A 16,767-nucleotide genomic window follows, 5' to 3' on the forward strand; every position below is an offset into this window, starting at 1 on the left:
TCGGCTCGCGAGAAGGGGTTGTGGCACAGCCGAGAACCCGCGTGGTTGCGCTCCCGGGATGCGAGGTCGCGTCGGCCGGGTGATGATCGCCGGGCACGTCCGAGCCCACAGGCATCCCTCAGGAGGACACCCCGTGACCCGTCACACCCACTCCCGTCGACTCGCCGCCGCGGCCTCCGCGGTGGCGATCGGCGGCGCCCTGCTCGCCGGCTCCGCCGCGGCCACGCCGACCGCGCCGGCCGCGCCGGCCACGCCGACCGCCGAGCCCCCGTCGACCCCGGTACCGATCGTCACCCCCGACGGCGAGGTCTTCAGCTACGTCCTCAACGCCAAGCACGCCAACCCCGGCCAGACCCGGCTCCTGAGCAAGGCCGTGCGCAAGGCCGGCGGGGTCGTCGTCCAGGCGTGGCCGCAGATCGGCGTCGTCGTCGTGCACTCCGACCGGGCCGCGTTCCGTGCCGACGTCACGAAGGCCGCGGGCCGGGCGCTGGAGTCGGTCGGTGCCACCCGCACCGTGCCGGTGTCCGAGGTCGCTCCCGCCACCGGGTCGACCACGCGGGGCCGGGCCACCGAGGGCGCACGGGCCACCCGGACGTCCGCCGACGTCGAGTCGCGGTCGAGCCGGCCGGTGCCCACCGACCCGCGCGAGGTCGAGCAGTGGGACATGCAGATGATCAAGGCCGACCACGCCCACGACATCACCGACGGGTCGCGCAAGGTCCTCGTCGGGGTGCTCGACAGCGGCATCGACGCCGACCACCCCGACCTCGTCGCCAACCTCGACGTGCGGAACTCGGTCAACTGCAGCGACTCCGGCCGGCCGAGCAGGACCGGCTGGGAGCCGACGACGAGCGACCACGGCACCCACGTCGCCGGCACCATCGCCGCCGCCCGCAACGGCGTCGGCATCGTCGGCGTCGCGCCGAACGTGCGGATGGCCTCGGTCAAGGTCGTCAACGACGACGGGTTCATCTACCCGGAGTACGCCGTCTGCGGCTTCGTCGAGGCGGGCCTGAAGAAGATGGACGTCACGAACAACAGCTACTACGTCGACCCGTTCGAGTTCTGGTGCGACGACCAGCCCGACCAGCGCGCCGCCAAGGAGGCCGTGCGCCGTGCCGTCGCCTGGTCGACGAAGCAGGGCGTCGTCCACGCGGCCGCCGCCGGCAACTCCGGCAAGGACCTGGCGAACAAGACCTCCTTCCAGGACACCACGAGCCCGAACGACGGCACGGCGGTCACCCGGACGATCAACAGCGGGTGCCAGGACATCCCCACCGAGCTCGACGGGGTCGTGACCGTCTCGTCGGTCGAGCGCTTCCCGACCGACACGCTGGGCAGCCGCCTCTCGAGCTTCTCCAACCGCGGTCTCGGCGTCATCGACGTGGCGGCCCCGGGCTCGCGCATCCTCTCGACCGTCGTCGCGGACAACGGGTACGGCCTCAAGAGCGGGACCTCGATGGCGTCGCCGCACGTCGCCGGCGTCCTCGCCCTCATGAAGTCGGCCCACCCCTCGTGGAAGCCGGCCAGGATGATCGAGAAGCTGCGCGAGCAGGCCGACGACAAGGCCTGCTCGGCGGCCACCGGCGGTGTGCCCTGCGTCGGTCCGGCCAGGGACAACAGCTACTTCGGCGAGGGCATGGTCGACGCCCTCGACGCGGTGAGCTGACGCCGTACCACCACCACCACTGATTGCGCATCCGCCACCTCAGGAGGCCCGTCCGGGCCCCTCGCAGGTGGCGGATGCGCAATCAGTCGGGTCGGGGGTCAGCCGGCCCAGAAGCCGCGGCCCCCGAAGAGGTCGCGGTAGGACCCGAACGCCGCCTGCCCGGGGGCACGCCCGTCGAGGTAGGACCCGACGACCGCGGCCCCGAGGTCGCCGAGCTCGGGGGCGACGACCCGCCCGTGCGCGCGCCGGGCCATCGAGTCGACGAAGCGCGCGAGGCCCGGGTCCTCCCCGAGGCGGAAGAACGTCACCTGCGCCCCGAGCCGCGCCGAGGCGTCGAGCTCGCGGACGGCCAGGGCCAGGGTGCGGGGGTGCGGCGGGTAGTCGAAGAACACGCCCCCGCCGGGCTCGAGGTGCGAGGTGGGCTCGCCGTCGGTCACGACGAGCAGCACCGGCTGCGCGTCGGGGTGCTGGCGGAAGTGCCGGTTCGCGAGCAGCAGCGCGTGGTGGAGGTTCGTCCCCTTGTCCCACTCGGCGTCGAGGCCGGTCAGGGTCTCGATGTCCATCGTGCGGGCGTGCCGGGCGAACGCGACGAGCTGGAGGTCGTCGCCGCGGAAGCGGGTCGAGACGAGCTGGTGCAGCGCGAGCGCGGTGCGCTTCATCGGCACCCAGCGGCCGTCCATCGCCATCGAAAACGAGGTGTCGACGAGCAGCGCCACCGCGGCCCGGGTGCGCGCCTCGGTCTCGGTCACCTCGACGTCGCGGATGTCCAGGCGCATCCCCTGCGCAGGGTCGCCGCCCTCGCCGACGGTGCGGGTGATGGCGTTGGTCATCGTGCGCGTCGTGTCCCACGGCTCGGTGTCGCCGAACTCCCACGGGCGCGTCCCGCCGCTCTGCTCACCGGCCGCCCCGGCCTGACGGGTGTCGCGCTGGCCGCCCCGGCTCGACAACCGGCCGGCGACGTCGCGCAGGAGGGACTTGCCGAGCTCGCGCATCGCCTTGGGCGAGAGGCGGAGCGAGCCGTCGGACGAGCGGGTCAGCATCCCGCTGTCGCGCAGCGCCTTCTCGAGGTCGGCGAGCGCACGGGCGTCGACGGCGGCGTCCTGCCCGAGGTGGCGCGCGAGGGCGTCGAGGTCGACGTCGTCCATCCGCGAGCCGGGGCCGGACTGCGAGAGCTGCTCGGAGAGCGCGTCGAGCTGCGCGAGGTCCTGGAGGACACCGGTGCCGTCGCCGAGCCCGAGCCCCTGCTCACCGTCGAACCGCTCGGAGCCGCCCCAGTCCTCGCCGGGGCGCAGGCCCTGCAGCAGGCCGTCGAGGCGCGAGAGCTGGTCCATGAGTCCCGGTGAGCCGAAGGCCTGCTGGGACAGCTGCATGAGCTCGGCGCGCTGCTCCGGCGACATCGAGGCCATCATCCGCTGGGCGGCCGCGGCCCGGGCGGCGAGGGCGTCGACGAGCTCCTCGACGGACTCGGGCTTCTCGGGGAAGAAGTCCCCGTGCTTGTCCATGAAGTCCCGGAACTGCTGCTCGGTGTCGTCGCCCCGCGCGTGCGCCTCGAGCAGGTCGCCGAGGTCGCGGACCATCTCCTCGACGGCGGCGCGGTCCTCGTCGGTCGCGTTCTCGAGGGCCTGCTTCATCCCGGCAAAACGCTGGTCCAGCAGCTCGCGGCCGAGCAGGTCCTTGATCTGCTCGTACTTCTCGCGTCCCTCTGACGAGCGCCACGCGTAGTCCGACAGCTCGCTCACCGCGGCCGCCGGTGTGGGGGAGAGGTTCTCGATGCGCATCTCGGCGAAGCGCGCGTCGTCGTCGAGGTCGCGGGCCAGCTGCTTGCGTTCCGCGAGGACCGCCTCGTCGAGCAGCCGGCGCACCTCCTCGAGCGTTCCGTCGAGGTTGTGCCGCCGGAGCAGCTCCCGTCGGCGCTCGGCCACGCGGCGGGCGAGCTCGTCGAGGCCGGGGTGGTCACGCGTGCCCTGGCGCAGCAGCTCGCGCATCGCCCGCTCGGGGGAGTAGCCGGCCATGACGTCCTCGCCGATGGCGTCGAGCGCCTCGCGCAGGTCGACCGGCGGGGCCAGCGGGTCGCCGCCCCCGTAGCGCGTGAAGCGCGAGCGCCGCGCGCCCCGGTCAGCCATAGACGGTCTCCGACCCGTCGCTGTCCTTGCCGATGCGGCGGGCCAGGTACAGGCCCTCGAGCGCGAGCTCCATCGCGCTGGCCCGCTCGCCCTCGGTCGTCGCACCCAGCCGCTCGGCGACCTGGTCGTAGACGTCGGACTCGCCGAGCACCGGCAGCGCGTCGAGGAAGGCCCGTGCGGTGACCTGCTCGCCGGTCGCGACCATCGCGCCGTCCTCGATGGCCTCGACGAGCAGGGCGAGGTCGATGCCCCCGAGCCGGCGGCGTGCGGTCTCGGCGGTCGCGGTGCGCAGCAGGTGCCCGAGCACCTCGCGCTCGCGCCCCTCCTCGCCGGTCTCGAGCTCGACCTTGCCGCGCAGGACCTCGAGCGCGGCCTCGAGGTCGACGACCCGGGCCACGGCCTCGGTCTCGCCCTGGGACGTCGCCCGGTGCAGGGCCGCGGCGGCCACGGTCTCGGCCGCGGCGATGGCGAAGCGCGCCGAGACGCCCGAGCGCTGGTCGACCGAGCTCGACCCGCGCAGGCCGCGGGTGAAGCGCGCGACGATCTCGACGAGGAAGTCCGGGACCTCGGCGACGAGGCTCGCCTCCTGCCGGATCACGGCGACCTCGTCGTCGACCTCCTGCGGGTAGTGGGTGCGGATCTCGGCCCCGAAGCGGTCCTTGAGCGGCGTGATGATCCGACCGCGGTTGGTGTAGTCCTCGGGGTTCGCGCTCGCGACGACGAGCACGTCGAGCGGCAGCCGCAGGACGTAGCCGCGGATCTGGATGTCGCGCTCCTCCATGACGTTGAGCATCGCGACCTGGATGCGCTCGGCGAGGTCGGGCAGCTCGTTGATGGCGACGACACCGCGGTGGCTGCGCGGGATGAGCCCGAAGTGGATCGTCTCGGGGTCGCCGAGCCGGCGGCCCTCGGCGACGCGCATCGGGTCGACGTCGCCGATGAGGTCGGCGACGCTCGTGTCCGGCGTCGCGAGCTTCTCGGCGTAGCGCTCGTCGCGGTGGCGCCACGCCACCGGCAGCGCGTCCCCGAGCTCCTCGGCCCGGCGGCGCGACTCGACCGTGATCGGCTCGTACGGGTGCTCGCCGAGCTCGGAGCCCTCGATGACGGGCGTCCACTCGTCGAGCAGCCCGACGATGCTGCGCAGCAGCCGGGTCTTGCCCTGCCCGCGCTCGCCGAGGAGGACGACGTCGTGGCCGGCGAGCAGTGCCCGCTCCAGCCGGGGGATGACGGTGGTCCCGAAGCCGTGCATCCCCGGCCACGGGTCGCGGCCCTCGCGGAGGGCGGCGAGGAGGTTCTCGCGGATCTCGGCGTGCACGCCGCGGGCCTCGTGGCCCGACGCGCGCAGCTCGCCGACGGTGCTGACGGCCGGTGGGGCGCTCATCACCTCACGCTACGTCAGCATCGCCGACGACGGGAGCCCGGAGGTGCGGGTGCCTGCACGATCCCGCAACCCGGCACGACAGGGGGTCGCGACGGCCCTAGGGTGCCGTCGAGCGCGACGGCGCGCACCACGAGGACCACCCGCCGGGGTGGCCGGGGGAGGGACCACGATGGGCACGACGGCACGAGTGGTGATGACGGCGGCGCTGCTGCTGGGGTCGGCGGGGGGACCGGTGGCGGCGTCCGCGTCGGCGGCGGCTCCCCAGGGCCGGGCCGGCGCGGTCGCGGGCTGCGACAGCACGGACATCCGGGCCGTGGGGGACCTCGACGGCGACGGCGTGCCCGAGGTCGTCGTCGGGATGCCGACCCTCCACCCCCAGGGTGGCGGCGTCGACGTCCGCTTCACGCGCGGCGGCGGCCAGCAGCTGACCGGGGCGACGTTCGGGCTGGGGACGCCGAGCTCGACCGAGCAGTTCGGGGCCGCGGTGCTCGTCACCGAGCTCAACGGCGACCGGTGCGCCGACCTCGTCATCGGCGTCCCGGGCCACGGGTCGTCGGGGGCCGTGGTCATCGCCCTGGGCAGCCCGGGGGGCTACCGCGGGGCCGACGCCCGGGTGGTCTCCGCGCCGTCGTCGGCCGGCGTCGGCTCGCGCTTCGGCGCCAGCCTGACGATGGTCCGGCACACGACCACCGCGGGGGTGACCCGTCCCGTCCTCGTCGTGGGGGCGATCGGCGCCGTGGCGCCGAACGGCCGCGCGGGTGGGGGCGTCGTCGCGATCCCGGTGCCGGGCGGCGTGCCCGGCACGGCGGTGCTCGCGACCGAGGACACGCCGGGCGTCGCCGGGGTCGCCGAGTCCGGCGACCTCTTCGGGCAGGTGCTCGCCCCCGCCGGCGACGGGACGGTGGTGGTCGGGACCCCGCGGGAGGACATCGGCAGCGTGCGGGACGCCGGCGCCGTCTCCGTGCTCACCCTCGACGGCGACATGCGGTGGAGCGGGTCGACGTTCGCCCAGTCCACGGCCGGGGTCCCGGGCTCGCCCGAGCAGGAGGACAACTTCGGCTGGTCGGTCACCGGCTACTCGCTGGCGTCGGGTGGGCGCACCTCGTTCACCGTCGGCGTGCCGCGCGAGGACATCGGGTCGACCCCGGACGTGGGGAGCGCGGTCTCGCTCTCGGTGACCGGAGCCACCGTGCGCGGCAGCGTCTCCCTGACCCAGGGCGGCACGTGGCGCGGCCGGGCCGTCCCCGGGGGCGACGAGGCGTACGACTACTTCGGGTGGTCCCTCGGCTGGCGCAAGCAGGCCCGGGACACCCAGGCCCTCGTCGTCGGCGCCCCCGGCGAGGGGATCGGCACCCGGTCCGCGGCCGGGGCCGTCACGACCTTCGACGACGGGGCCGAGCAGAACGGGGTGATGAGCGCTTTCAACGAGGCCTCCTACCCCTTCTCCGGCGGCCACGTGGAGGGCGGCGACTGGTTCGGCGGCAGCATCGCGTCGGGCACCTACCTGCGCCCCGGAGATCCGGTCGAGGAGCGAGCCTCGCGCCTGCTCGTGGGCGAGCGGGGCGAGGACGTCGGCTCGGCGACGGATGCCGGCGCCGTCGGGTTCAGCGACGAGCAGGGTCCCGGGCGGTACGTGACCCGCAGCAGCGGCCCGACCTCCCGGCTCTGGTACGGCGAGGTGCTGGGCGTGCCGACGTACGTCGCCCCCTGAGGTCAGCGGCGGTTGGTGTAGCTGAGCGCGACGTCGAGGTCGGCCTCGGTGAGGAGGCGCTGGACGGCCTGCAGGTCGTCGCGGGACTTGCTCGTGACGCGGACCTCGTCGCCCTGGATCTGGGTCTTGACGCTCTTGGGGCCCTCGTCGCGGATCAGCTTGGTGATCTTCTTCGCGTTCTCGGAGGTGAGCCCCTCCTTGAGTGCGACGTCGAGCTTGTACTCCTTGCCCGACAGGCGCGGGCCGGCCTCGGGGACGTCGAGGTGCTTGAGCGAGACGCCGCGCTTGACGAGCCACGTCTCGACGACGTCGAGCACCGCCTTGCAGCGGTCCTCGCTGTTGGCCTCCATCTTGATGACGTCGCCGGAGAGCTCGACGCTCGCGCCGACCCCCTTGAAGTCGTACCGGTTGGCGATCTCCTTGGCCGCGGTGTTGACGGCGTTCGCGACCTCCTGGCGGTCGAACTTGCTGACGATGTCGAAGCTGCTGTCGGCCATCGAGGGGCCCTCCTGGGGTCGATTGGGTCGGCTGGGTGCGGCTTGCTATCCTTCCATGCGCACCAGGCAGGTTGCCCGAGCGGCCAATGGGAGCGGACTGTAAATCCGTCGCGAAAGCTTCGAAGGTTCGAATCCTTCACCTGCCACCAGTGCTCACGAGGCCCGGTCCCGGCACCTGCCGGGGCCGGGCTCCGTCGTTCCCGCCGGGTCCCGTCGGGTCCCGGCGGGCGGTGCGGGTCGGCCCTAGGCTGCGGCGCATGAGCGAGACGACGCCCACCGCCGTGGCGGGCACCGACCCCGACATCCTCGACCCGGCCCACCGCACCGACCGCCGGCGGACCGTGGCCGTCGTCGGCGTCCTGCTCGGCGTCGCGGTCCTCGGGTTCGTCCTGTGGCGCGGCAGCTCGATGGTCTTCTACGTCGTCATGAGCTGGTTCGTCGCGCTCGCGATGGAGCCGGCCGTCGCGCGCCTCACCCGCTGGATGCCGCGCGCCGCCGCGACGGCCACGGTGATGCTCACCGCGCTGCTGGCCATCGGGGCCTTCCTCTGGCTCTTCGGCAGCCTCCTCGTCGACCAGCTGACCGCGCTCGTCTCGGCCGTGCCGGGCATCGCCTCCGACGTGCTCGAGCAGGTCAACCGCGCCACCGGCTCGCAGTACACCTACGACGACCTCCTCGAGCAGGCCGGCATCTCCCCGTCGGACCTCAGCGGGTACGCCCAGAGCGTCGCGTTCGGCGTCTTCGGCTTCCTCACCGCGCTGCTCGGCGCCTTCTTCGGCATCTTCGTCGTCGCGTTCCTCGTCTTCTACATCTCGGCCGGGATGCCCCGCCTGCGCCGGTGGCTCGCCGGCCGGATGAACCCCCGCGTCCAGGTGCCGTTCCTCACCGCCTGGGACCTCGCGAAGGTCAAGGTCGGCAACTACATCGCCGCCCGCGTCGTCCTCGCCTCGCTCAACGCCGTCGCGAGCGGCGTCGCCTTCTTCCTCCTCGACCTGCCGTACTGGCTGCCGCTGGCCCTGTGGACCGGCCTCGTCGCGCAGTTCATCCCGAACATCGGCACGTACGTCTCCATCGCGCTGCCGGTGGTCGTCGGGCTCACCTCGCCCGACCCGTGGCTCGGCGTGTGGGTGCTCGTGTGGGGCATCGCCTACCAGCAGGTCGAGAACCTGACGATCGAGCCGCGCATCTCCGCCCGGGCGGTCGACGTCCACCCGGCCGTGTCGTTCGGGGCGGCGCTGCTCGGGGCGCAGCTGTTCGGGCTCTCGGGCGCGCTCATGGGTGTCCCGCTCGCCGCGACCGCGATGGCCATGCTCGAGATCTACCAGCGCCGCTACGAGATCACCCCCGAGACCGAGGAGCGCGTCGCCGCGCTCGTCGCCCCGCGCGTCGACCCCGAGGAGGACGAGCCCGAGCTGCCCGCCCTCGAGGAGGCCCGCCGGGCCGCCGAGGACGCCGACGCGCCGGAGCGCCCAGCCGCTCGCTGACCCGGCGCGGTCGCGTCAGTGCGCGCGCTCGCGGTGGCGTCGACGCGAGAGCGTGACGAGGGCGGCGCCGGCGGCGAGCAGCGCCCCACCGAGGGCGAGCGGGCCCGCCGGGTCCGCACCGGTCGCCGCGAGGACCGGGCCGGACGCCGCGGGCGGCGGCGTGGTCGGGGCCTGCGTCGGTGCCACCGTGGTGGAGGGGGTCGCGGTGGTGGGGGACCCGGACGGGGTGGGGCTGGTCGTGGGTGTCGGCGTCGGGGTGTCCGTCCCGGTCGGCGTGGGGGTCGGGGTGGACGGCGGGGCGGCGACGAGGACGAGGGGCTCGACGACGAGGCCGTCACAGCCGAGCGTGGTGTCGGTCGGGTCGGGCGCCGTGTAGCCCTCGGGCGCGTCGACCGCGACGGAGAGGGCGCCGACCGGCAGGGCGCCGACCGACCACGTGCCGTGGGCGGCGCTGGTGTCGCGTCCCACCTCGGTCGAGCCGTCGAGCACGCGGACCACGGCGCCGGCCACGGGGTCACCGCCGGCGTCGACGACCGTCCCCGACGCCGTGCGCAGGGAACGGAGCGCGGTCGTCCGGCCGGTCACGTCCCCGCCCGAGAGGTCGAGAGCCGTCGTGGCGGCGCCGTCGACGGCGGCCCCGGCCGGCGGCACGACCCGCAGCCGCCAGTCGCCCGTGCCGAGGAGCCCGCCCAGCGACCAGGCGCCGTCCGTGCCGGTGGTGTCGGACGCCGCGACCGAGCCGTCGGGGCGCAGCGCCTCGACCCGCACGCCGTCCCGGTCGGACGTGCAGGGCGCCGTGACCGAGCCCGACACCGCCTGCTCGGCGCTCGCCAGCCACAGCTGGTAGGTCGGGAAGCCCTGCTTCCACGTCGAGGTCACGGTGAGCGAGCGCACCGGGACGGTCGGCGAGAACCATCCGGCAGCGCCCGTCGTGTCGCACCGCTCGCCGACGGTCGGGCAGAGCGGGTCGGCGAGCGTCACGGACGTGGCACCGGTCGTCGCCGTGGGCACGGCGTAGGGGGCGGTGAGCCCCGAGCAGGCCGACGCCCGAGGGCTGGCGTCGCAGGCGCTGAAGGTGGACACGAGGCCGAGCCCGGGCCCGGTCAGGGCGTTGCCGTCGGCGTCCGTGCCGGTCACGACGAGCGTCTCGGCGTCGACGTCGCCGAGCGCCAGGCCCCAGCCGCCGACGGGGGTGGGGGAGTCGAAGGTGATCGTCGTCGCCGAGGGGGAGCCGACGTTGTCGGCCGCGGGACGCAGGGACAGGTACTCGCGGTCCTGGCTCGACCCGAAGCGCGTCCCGAAGGACGACGACGACGGCAGCCAGGAGGAGGCGCCGCCGAAGACCTGCGCCGTGGCGCGCGACGTCGAGGTGAGGGAGGGCGTCGGGAAGCCCGTCGCGAGGCCGCTGGCGCTCGCGGTGTACGCGCCACCGGTGCCGCCGAGCGTCCAGTCGGCGTAGCCGTCGCCCGGTGCCGCCGCGGCCGGCGCGACCCCCGCGCCGAGCGCCAGCGCTCCGGCAGCCGCCACCGTCGAGACCCGTCGTGCCGTGCCCGTGCCACCCCGTCGCATGGGAGCACGGTAGGGCGGGGGGTCGGGTGGGCGCGCGCTGAGAGACCGACATCGGTGCTCGCCGTCCATTACTCGCGAGTCACCGCGCTCGGATGGCAGGCTCGGCGCATGTTCTCGCGGATCGCCGTCGTCAACCGTGGAGAGTCCGCGATGCGGCTCGTGCACGCCGTCCGCGACCTCAACGCCGAGCGCGCTCCGGGGGAGCCCCGCACCGAGGTCGTCGCGCTGCACACCGAGGCCGAGCGCACGGCGATGTTCGTCCGCGAGAGCGACGTCGCGTACGACCTCGGGCCGGCGTCGAGCCGCCCCTACCTCGACCACGCGAAGCTCGCGACGGCGCTGCGCGAGACCGGCGCCGACGCCGTCTGGGTCGGCTGGGGCTTCGTCGCCGAGGACCCCGCCTTCGCCGAGCTCTGCCGCGAGCTGGGCGTCACCTTCATCGGGCCGAGCCCGGAGGCCATGCGCCGCCTCGGTGACAAGATCGGCTCCAAGCTCATCGCCGAGGAGGTCGGCGTCCCCGTCGCGCCGTGGAGCCGTGGCGGGGTCGACACCCTCGAGGAGGCCGTCGAGGCCGCGGGGCGCATCGGCTACCCGCTCATGCTCAAGGCGACCGCCGGCGGTGGTGGTCGCGGCATCCGCAAGGTCGCCTCCGACGCCGAGCTCGAGGACGCCTACCAGCGCACCCGCGACGAGGCCGAGCGCGCGTTCGGGTCCGGTGTCGTCTTCCTCGAGAAGCTCGTCACCGGGGCGCGGCACGTCGAGGTGCAGGTCATCGCCGACGGGCAGGGCACCGCGTGGGCCATCGGCGTGCGCGACTGCTCGGTGCAGCGGCGCAACCAGAAGGTCATCGAGGAGTCGGCCTCGCCGCTGCTGGACGCCGACCAGGTCGCCGAGCTCAAGGCCTCGGCCGAGCGGCTCGCCGTGGCCGTCGACTACGCCGGCGCCGGCACGGTCGAGTTCCTCTACCACCCCGGCGAGCGCTTCTTCGCGTTCCTCGAGGTCAACACCCGTCTGCAGGTGGAGCACCCGATCACCGAGGTCGTCACGCGCACCGACCTCGTCCGCCTCCAGATCCACGTCGCCGAGGGGGGGCGGCTCGAGGGCGAGCGGCCCGACGAGCTCGGCCACGCCGTCGAGGCCCGCCTCAACGCCGAGGACCCCGACCGCGACTTCGCTCCGGCCCCCGGGCGCATCGTCCACCTCGAGCTGCCGGCCGGCCCCGGCATCCGCGTCGACACCGGTGTGGCCGAGGGCGACTCGATCCCCGCCGACTTCGACTCGATGATCGCCAAGATCATCGCCTACGGCCAGGACCGCGAGCAGGCGCTGGCCCGCCTGCGCCGGGCGATGCGCGAGACGACGGTCGTCATCGAGGGCGGCGCGACGAACAAGTCGTTCATCCTCGACCTGCTCGCCCAGCCCGAGGTCGTCGACGGCACCGCCGACACCGGATGGATCGACCGCGTGCGCGGCGAGGGGCGCCTCGTCACGACCGAGCACTCCGGGGTAGCGCTCGTCGCCGCGGGCATCGAGGCCTACCTCGACGCCGAGGCCATCGAGCGGGCCCGCCTGCTGGAGACCGCCCGTGGTGGGCGCCCGCAGGTGCAGCACGACGTCGGCCGCGCCGTCGACCTCAAGCTGCGCGGCACCGCGTACAAGGTCACCGTCCTGCGCACCGGGCCCTCGCGCTTCCGGGTCACCGTCGCCGACGCGGCGGGCGAGCACACGGTCGACGCCGAGCTCGAGCGCCTCGGCGACTACGCGAGCCGCCTGCGTGTCGGCGACCGGCTGCACCGCCTCGTCACCGCGGCCCACGGCCCGGTCCAGCTCGTCGAGGTCGACGGTGTGACGCACCGCGTCAGCCGCGACGAGGGCGGCGTGCTGCGCTCGCCCGCACCGGCACTCGTCGTCGCCACCCCGGTCGCGGTGGGTGACGAGGTCGCGGCCGGCGCGCCCGTCCTCGTCCTCGAGTCGATGAAGATGGAGACCGTCCTGCCGGCGCCGTTCGCGGCCCGCGTCAAGGACCTCATGGTTGCCACGGGCAGCCAGGTCGAGACCGGTGCCCCGATGGTCCGCCTCGAGCCGACGGGCGACGCCGAGGAGGCCGTCGCCGACGCCGGCGCGGTCGTCGACCTCGACCTCCCCGAGGTCACGACCGACGGGGACGCCCGCCGCCGGGCCGACCGCGGGCGCGCCGACCTCTCGGCGATGCTCCTCGGCTACGACCTCGACGCCGCCCACCAGGGTGCCGCGCTCGAGGGCTACCTCACCGCGCGCGACGAGCTCGCCGCCGGGGGGCAGGGCGTGGTCCGCGACGAGATCGACCTCCTGACCGTCTTCGCCGACCTCGCCGAGCTCGCGCGCAACCGGCCCGTCGGGCAGGAGGCGCACGTCGAGAACCGGGTCCACAGCCCGCGCGAGCACTTCCGCACGTTCCTCCAGACCCTCGACGCCGAGCGTGGCGGCCTTCCGGCCGACTTCGTCTCCCGCCTCGAGCGCGTGCTGCGCCACCACGAGGTCGAGGGCCTGGACCGCACGCCGCAGCTCGAGGGCGCCGTCTTCCGGATCTTCCTCTCGCAGCAGCGGTCCGCCCCCGAGGTGGCGATGGCGACCTCCATCCTCCAGCGCTGGCTCGGCGAGCCGCGGCCCGAGGGCGACGCCGGCCAGGCCGCCCACGACCTCCTCGACCGCCTCGTCGTCGCGACCCAGCTGCGCTTCCCGGTCGTCGGCGACCTCGCGCGCAGCGTCCGCTTCCGCTGGTTCGACCAGCCCCTCGTCGACGAGGACCGTCGCAGCGTGCTCGGCTCCGTCGGGGCCGAGCTCGAGGAGATCGACGCGATGGCCCCCGGGCCGGAGCGCACCGCGCGCGTCGACGCGCTGGCCGACATCCCCGAGCGCATCGTCCGCTTCCTCGGCGAGCGGCTGCGGGCGGGTGTGCCCGAGCGCGAGCCGATGCTCGAGGTCCTCGTCAAGCGCCACTACCGCGAGCACGCCCTCAGCGGGCTGAGCGAGCGGGCCGAGGAGGGACGGTCGGTCGCGGTCGCGGACTACCGCCTCGACGGCACCGGCACCCACCTCGTGAGCACCGTCGGGACCGTCGACGAGCTGACGGCCGGCTCGTCCCTCGCCACGCTGCTCGAGCGGCTCGTCGCGGAGCGCGAGGACGGCCAGGACGCGGTCGTCGACCTCTACGTCCACTGGCCCGCGCTCCCGACGGACCCCGAGGCCGCGTCGGCCGAGCTCGCGGAGCGCCTCGGCGCCATGGCCTTCGCGCACGCGTGCCGCCGCGTGGCGGTCGGTGTCGTGCCGGACGACGAGCGCGAGGTCGGCTACTTCACCTTCCGGGCGCAGCCCGACGGCAGCCTCGTCGAGGACGACCCCGTGCGCGGCGTGCACCCGATGGTCGGCCGCCGGCTCAACGTCTGGCGCCTGCGCGACTTCGCGCTGACCCGCCTCGACGCGCCGGAGGACGTCCTCCTCCTGCACGCGGTCGCCAAGGAGAACCCGCAGGACCAGCGGCTCGTCGCGCTGGCCCAGGTCCGTCAGCTCGTCGTCGTGCGCGACGAGGCGGGCAGGGTCACCGCGCTGCCGCACGTCGAGCGTGCGCTGGCCAACTGCCTCGAGGCCGTCCGCCGTGCCCGCGCCACGCTGGGCGGCGGGGCCCGGCTCGACATGAACCACGTCTGGCTGCACATCTGGCCGCCGGTCGAGGGCGACCTCGACCAGCTGACCGCCCTCCAGGGCAAGGTCGCCCCGATGACCGCCGGCGCGGGCATCGAGGAGGTGCGCATCGAGGGCTCCATCGGGGCCGAGCGCGACCACTCGGTGCCGATCTGCGCCCGGTTCACCTACCAGCCGGGCTCGGGGGTCGCGTTCACCGTCGAGCAGCCGCCGACCGAGCGGCTGCGCCCCCTGGACTCCTACGCCGAGAAGGTGGTCCGCGCGCGCCGTCGCGGCCTGGTCTACCCGTACGAGCTCGTGTCGATGATCGCCGGCGGCGGGGGAGAGGCCGTCGAGTACGACCTCGACGAGTCCGGTGCGCTGGTGCCGGTCGACCGCCCGTACGGGCAGAACACCGCCGGGATGATCTGCGGCGTCGTCACGACGCCGACCCCGCTGCACCCCGAAGGTGTCACCCGCGTCCTGCTCTGCGGCGACCCCCTGCGCGCCCTCGGCGCGGTCGCCGAGCCGGAGTGCCGGCGGGTCATCGCCGCGCTCGACCTCGCGGAGGAGCGCGGGCTGCCCGTGGAGTGGTTCGCCCTCTCGGCCGGCGCGCGCATCTCGATGGACTCGGGCACCGAGAACATGGACTGGGTCGCCAAGGCGCTCAAGCGGATCATCGAGTTCACGCAGGCCGGCGGCGAGGTCAACGTCGTCGTCGCGGGCATCAACGTCGGGGCGCAGCCGTACTGGAACGCCGAGGCGACGATGCTCATGCACACCAAGGGCATCCTCGTCATGACGCCGGACTCGGCCATGGTGCTCACCGGCAAGCAGTCGCTCGACTTCTCCGGTGGCGTCAGCGCCGAGGACAACTTCGGCATCGGCGGCTACGACCGAGTCATGGGCCCCAACGGGCAGGCGCAGTACTGGGCCAAGGACCTCGTCGACGCCTACGGAGTCCTTCTCGCACACTACGACTCGACGTGGACCGCTCCCGGCGAGTCCGGCCCGCGACGGGCGCCGACGACCGACCCGGTCGACCGCGACGTCACGGTCTTCCCCCACGTCATGGAGGGCAGCGAGTTCACGAGCGTCGGCGACATCTTCTCGTCGGCGATGAACCCGGACCGCAAGAAGGCGTTCGACATCCGCACCGTGATGCGGGCGGTGGCCGACCAGGACCACGACACGCTCGAGCGCTGGGCCGGCATGGCCGACGCCGAGACCGCCGTGGTGTTCGACGCGCGCATCGGTGGGATTCCGGTGGCGCTGTTGGGGATCGAGTCGCGGACGGTCGCCCGTCGCGGCTTCCCCCCCACCGACGGCCCCGACACCTACACGGCGGGGACGCTGTTCCCGCGCTCGTCGAAGAAGGCGGCCCGGGCCATCAACGCCGCCTCGGGCAACCGCCCGCTCGTCGTGCTGGCCAACCTGTCGGGCTTCGACGGGTCGCCGGAGTCGATGCGCGGGTTGCAGCTCGAGTACGGCGCCGAGATCGGCCGCGCCATCGTCAACTTCGAGGGCCCGATCGTCTTCGTCGTCGTGTCCCGGTACCACGGAGGCGCGTTCGTCGTGTTCTCCAAGGCGCTGAATCCGCGGATGACGGTGCTCGCCATCGAGGGGTCGTTCGCGTCGGTCCTCGGCGGTGCGCCGGCCGCGGCCGTGGTGTTCGCCCGGGACGTGGACGCGCGGACCGCCGCGGACCCGCGGGTCACGGACCTCGAGGCGCGGGTGCGTGAGGCGTCCGCCACGGAGCGCCCGCTGCTGGCCAGCGAGCTGGCGACCGTCCGGCAGTCGGTCCGCTCGGAGATGCTCGGCAAGGTCGCGTCCGAGTTCGACCGCGTCCACGACATCCACCGTGCCGTCCGGGTCGGGTCGGTCGACACCGTCATCGCGGCGCGCGACCTGCGCCCGAGCATCATCGTCGCGCTCGAGGCGGAGCTCGCGCCGGGCGAGGTCCCGACCGTCTGAGGTCGTCGAGGAGCCCCGTCGTCACCAAGGCGACGGGGCTCTTCCATGTCGGCGCCGGGACGGCGAGGAGGTCTGTGGCACAGCTCGATTCGTCATCCACAGGACTGGCCAAGACCTTGTCTCTCGAACTCACGTTCGATAGACTGAGGCATGGACACCGAGACCCTCTCCCGCCGCATTGCGGGGCTGCGCGAGGAGTGCGCGCGGCTGGGTCGTGAGCTGGCGCAGTCGGGTCAGTCGCTGTCGGAGGACGAGGCGTTCGCGCTGGCGGGGCAGCTGCAGGGCGTGGTCAACGCGGCCGAGGGGGCCGCGGCGGTGGCGGGGGCGTGGGGCGCCAGGGTGGAGACGACGGTGCGGTCCGGGTCGTGGGAGCGGGTGCACCCGGTGGGGTTCGTCGACGCGATGGCGTCGACGCGGATGTCGCTCGCGACGGGGCTGACCGAGGGGGTGGCGGGCCGGAAGGCGGCACTGGGGGCCGCGCTGGGTGAGCGGTTCCCGCGGGTGCGTGACCTGCTCGTCGCGGGCGAGGTGGCCGTGGTGAACGTGCAGAAGGTGGTCGACGCGTGCGCGGGGCTTGACGTGGCGGCCTGCGGGCGGGTCGATGCCGATCTCGCGCCCCGGCTGGCGGGGATGGACCCGGCCCGCGTGACGGGTGAGGCGCGGCGGGTCGCGACGCGGGTGGCGGCCGACCAGGTCGCC

The 16,767-nt window shown here is 74.2% G+C and carries 9 protein-coding genes and 1 tRNA gene; 6 read left to right on the forward strand and 4 right to left on the reverse strand.

The window, feature by feature from the left end:
- The first annotated feature begins 133 nt into the window (after positions 1 to 133).
- Complete coding sequence (locus tag J3473_RS07470; RefSeq protein ID WP_242525743.1) at positions 134 to 1,669, forward strand: S8 family serine peptidase; 1,536 nt, start codon at positions 134 to 136, stop codon at positions 1,667 to 1,669.
- Positions 1,670 to 1,767: 98 nt separating this feature from the next.
- On the opposite strand, the gene J3473_RS07475 is transcribed toward J3473_RS07470, so the two are convergent.
- A complete protein-coding gene (locus J3473_RS07475; RefSeq protein WP_030526756.1) occupies positions 1,768 to 3,792 on the reverse strand; it encodes a VWA domain-containing protein in 2,025 nt (674 codons plus the stop codon).
- Positions 3,785 to 5,173: a magnesium chelatase gene (locus J3473_RS07480; RefSeq protein WP_030526757.1), complete on the reverse strand. Its 1,389-nt coding sequence runs from the start codon at positions 5,171 to 5,173 to the stop codon at positions 3,785 to 3,787. The genes J3473_RS07475 and J3473_RS07480 overlap by 8 nt, the downstream gene beginning before the upstream one ends.
- Positions 5,174 to 5,342: 169 nt before the next feature.
- Here J3473_RS07480 and J3473_RS07485 point away from each other — a divergent pair, with 169 nt between their 5' ends.
- Entirely contained in the window at positions 5,343 to 6,884 is a 1,542-nt protein-coding gene (locus J3473_RS07485; RefSeq protein WP_207022528.1) for a hypothetical protein, read from the forward strand.
- Between the two features lie 2 nt (positions 6,885 to 6,886).
- Here the strand turns inward: J3473_RS07485 and J3473_RS07490 are convergent, their stop codons facing one another.
- On the reverse strand, positions 6,887 to 7,381 hold the full coding sequence (locus J3473_RS07490; RefSeq protein ID WP_030526761.1) for a YajQ family cyclic di-GMP-binding protein: 495 nt from the start codon (positions 7,379 to 7,381) through the stop codon (positions 6,887 to 6,889).
- Between the two features lie 65 nt (positions 7,382 to 7,446).
- Here J3473_RS07490 and J3473_RS07495 point away from each other — a divergent pair.
- Both J3473_RS07495 and J3473_RS07500 read left to right on the forward strand, forming a co-directional pair.
- Positions 7,447 to 7,530: transfer RNA gene (locus J3473_RS07495), tRNA-Tyr, on the forward strand.
- Between the two features lie 108 nt (positions 7,531 to 7,638).
- Positions 7,639 to 8,865 carry an AI-2E family transporter gene (locus tag J3473_RS07500; protein ID WP_051750115.1) on the forward strand — a complete coding sequence of 409 codons (1,227 nt, stop codon included), beginning with the start codon at positions 7,639 to 7,641 and terminating at the stop codon, positions 8,863 to 8,865.
- Between the two features lie 15 nt (positions 8,866 to 8,880).
- Here J3473_RS07500 and J3473_RS07505 read toward each other — a convergent pair whose 3' ends face one another.
- Positions 8,881 to 10,434, reverse strand: a complete 1,554-nt coding sequence (locus J3473_RS07505; protein WP_207022529.1) for a carboxypeptidase-like regulatory domain-containing protein — start codon at positions 10,432 to 10,434, stop codon at positions 8,881 to 8,883.
- Positions 10,435 to 10,542: 108 nt separating this feature from the next.
- Here J3473_RS07505 and J3473_RS07510 point away from each other — a divergent pair, with 108 nt between their 5' ends.
- Entirely contained in the window at positions 10,543 to 16,068 is a 5,526-nt protein-coding gene (locus J3473_RS07510) for a carboxyl transferase domain-containing protein (RefSeq protein WP_207022530.1), read from the forward strand.
- Between the two features lie 150 nt (positions 16,069 to 16,218).
- The coding region (locus J3473_RS07515; RefSeq protein ID WP_207022531.1) for a DUF222 domain-containing protein at positions 16,219 to 16,767 on the forward strand (549 nt) is incomplete at its 3' end.

The organism is Phycicoccus sp. DTK01 (assembly GCF_017312765.1).
GTDB lineage: Bacteria > Actinomycetota > Actinomycetes > Actinomycetales > Dermatophilaceae > Phycicoccus > Phycicoccus jejuensis.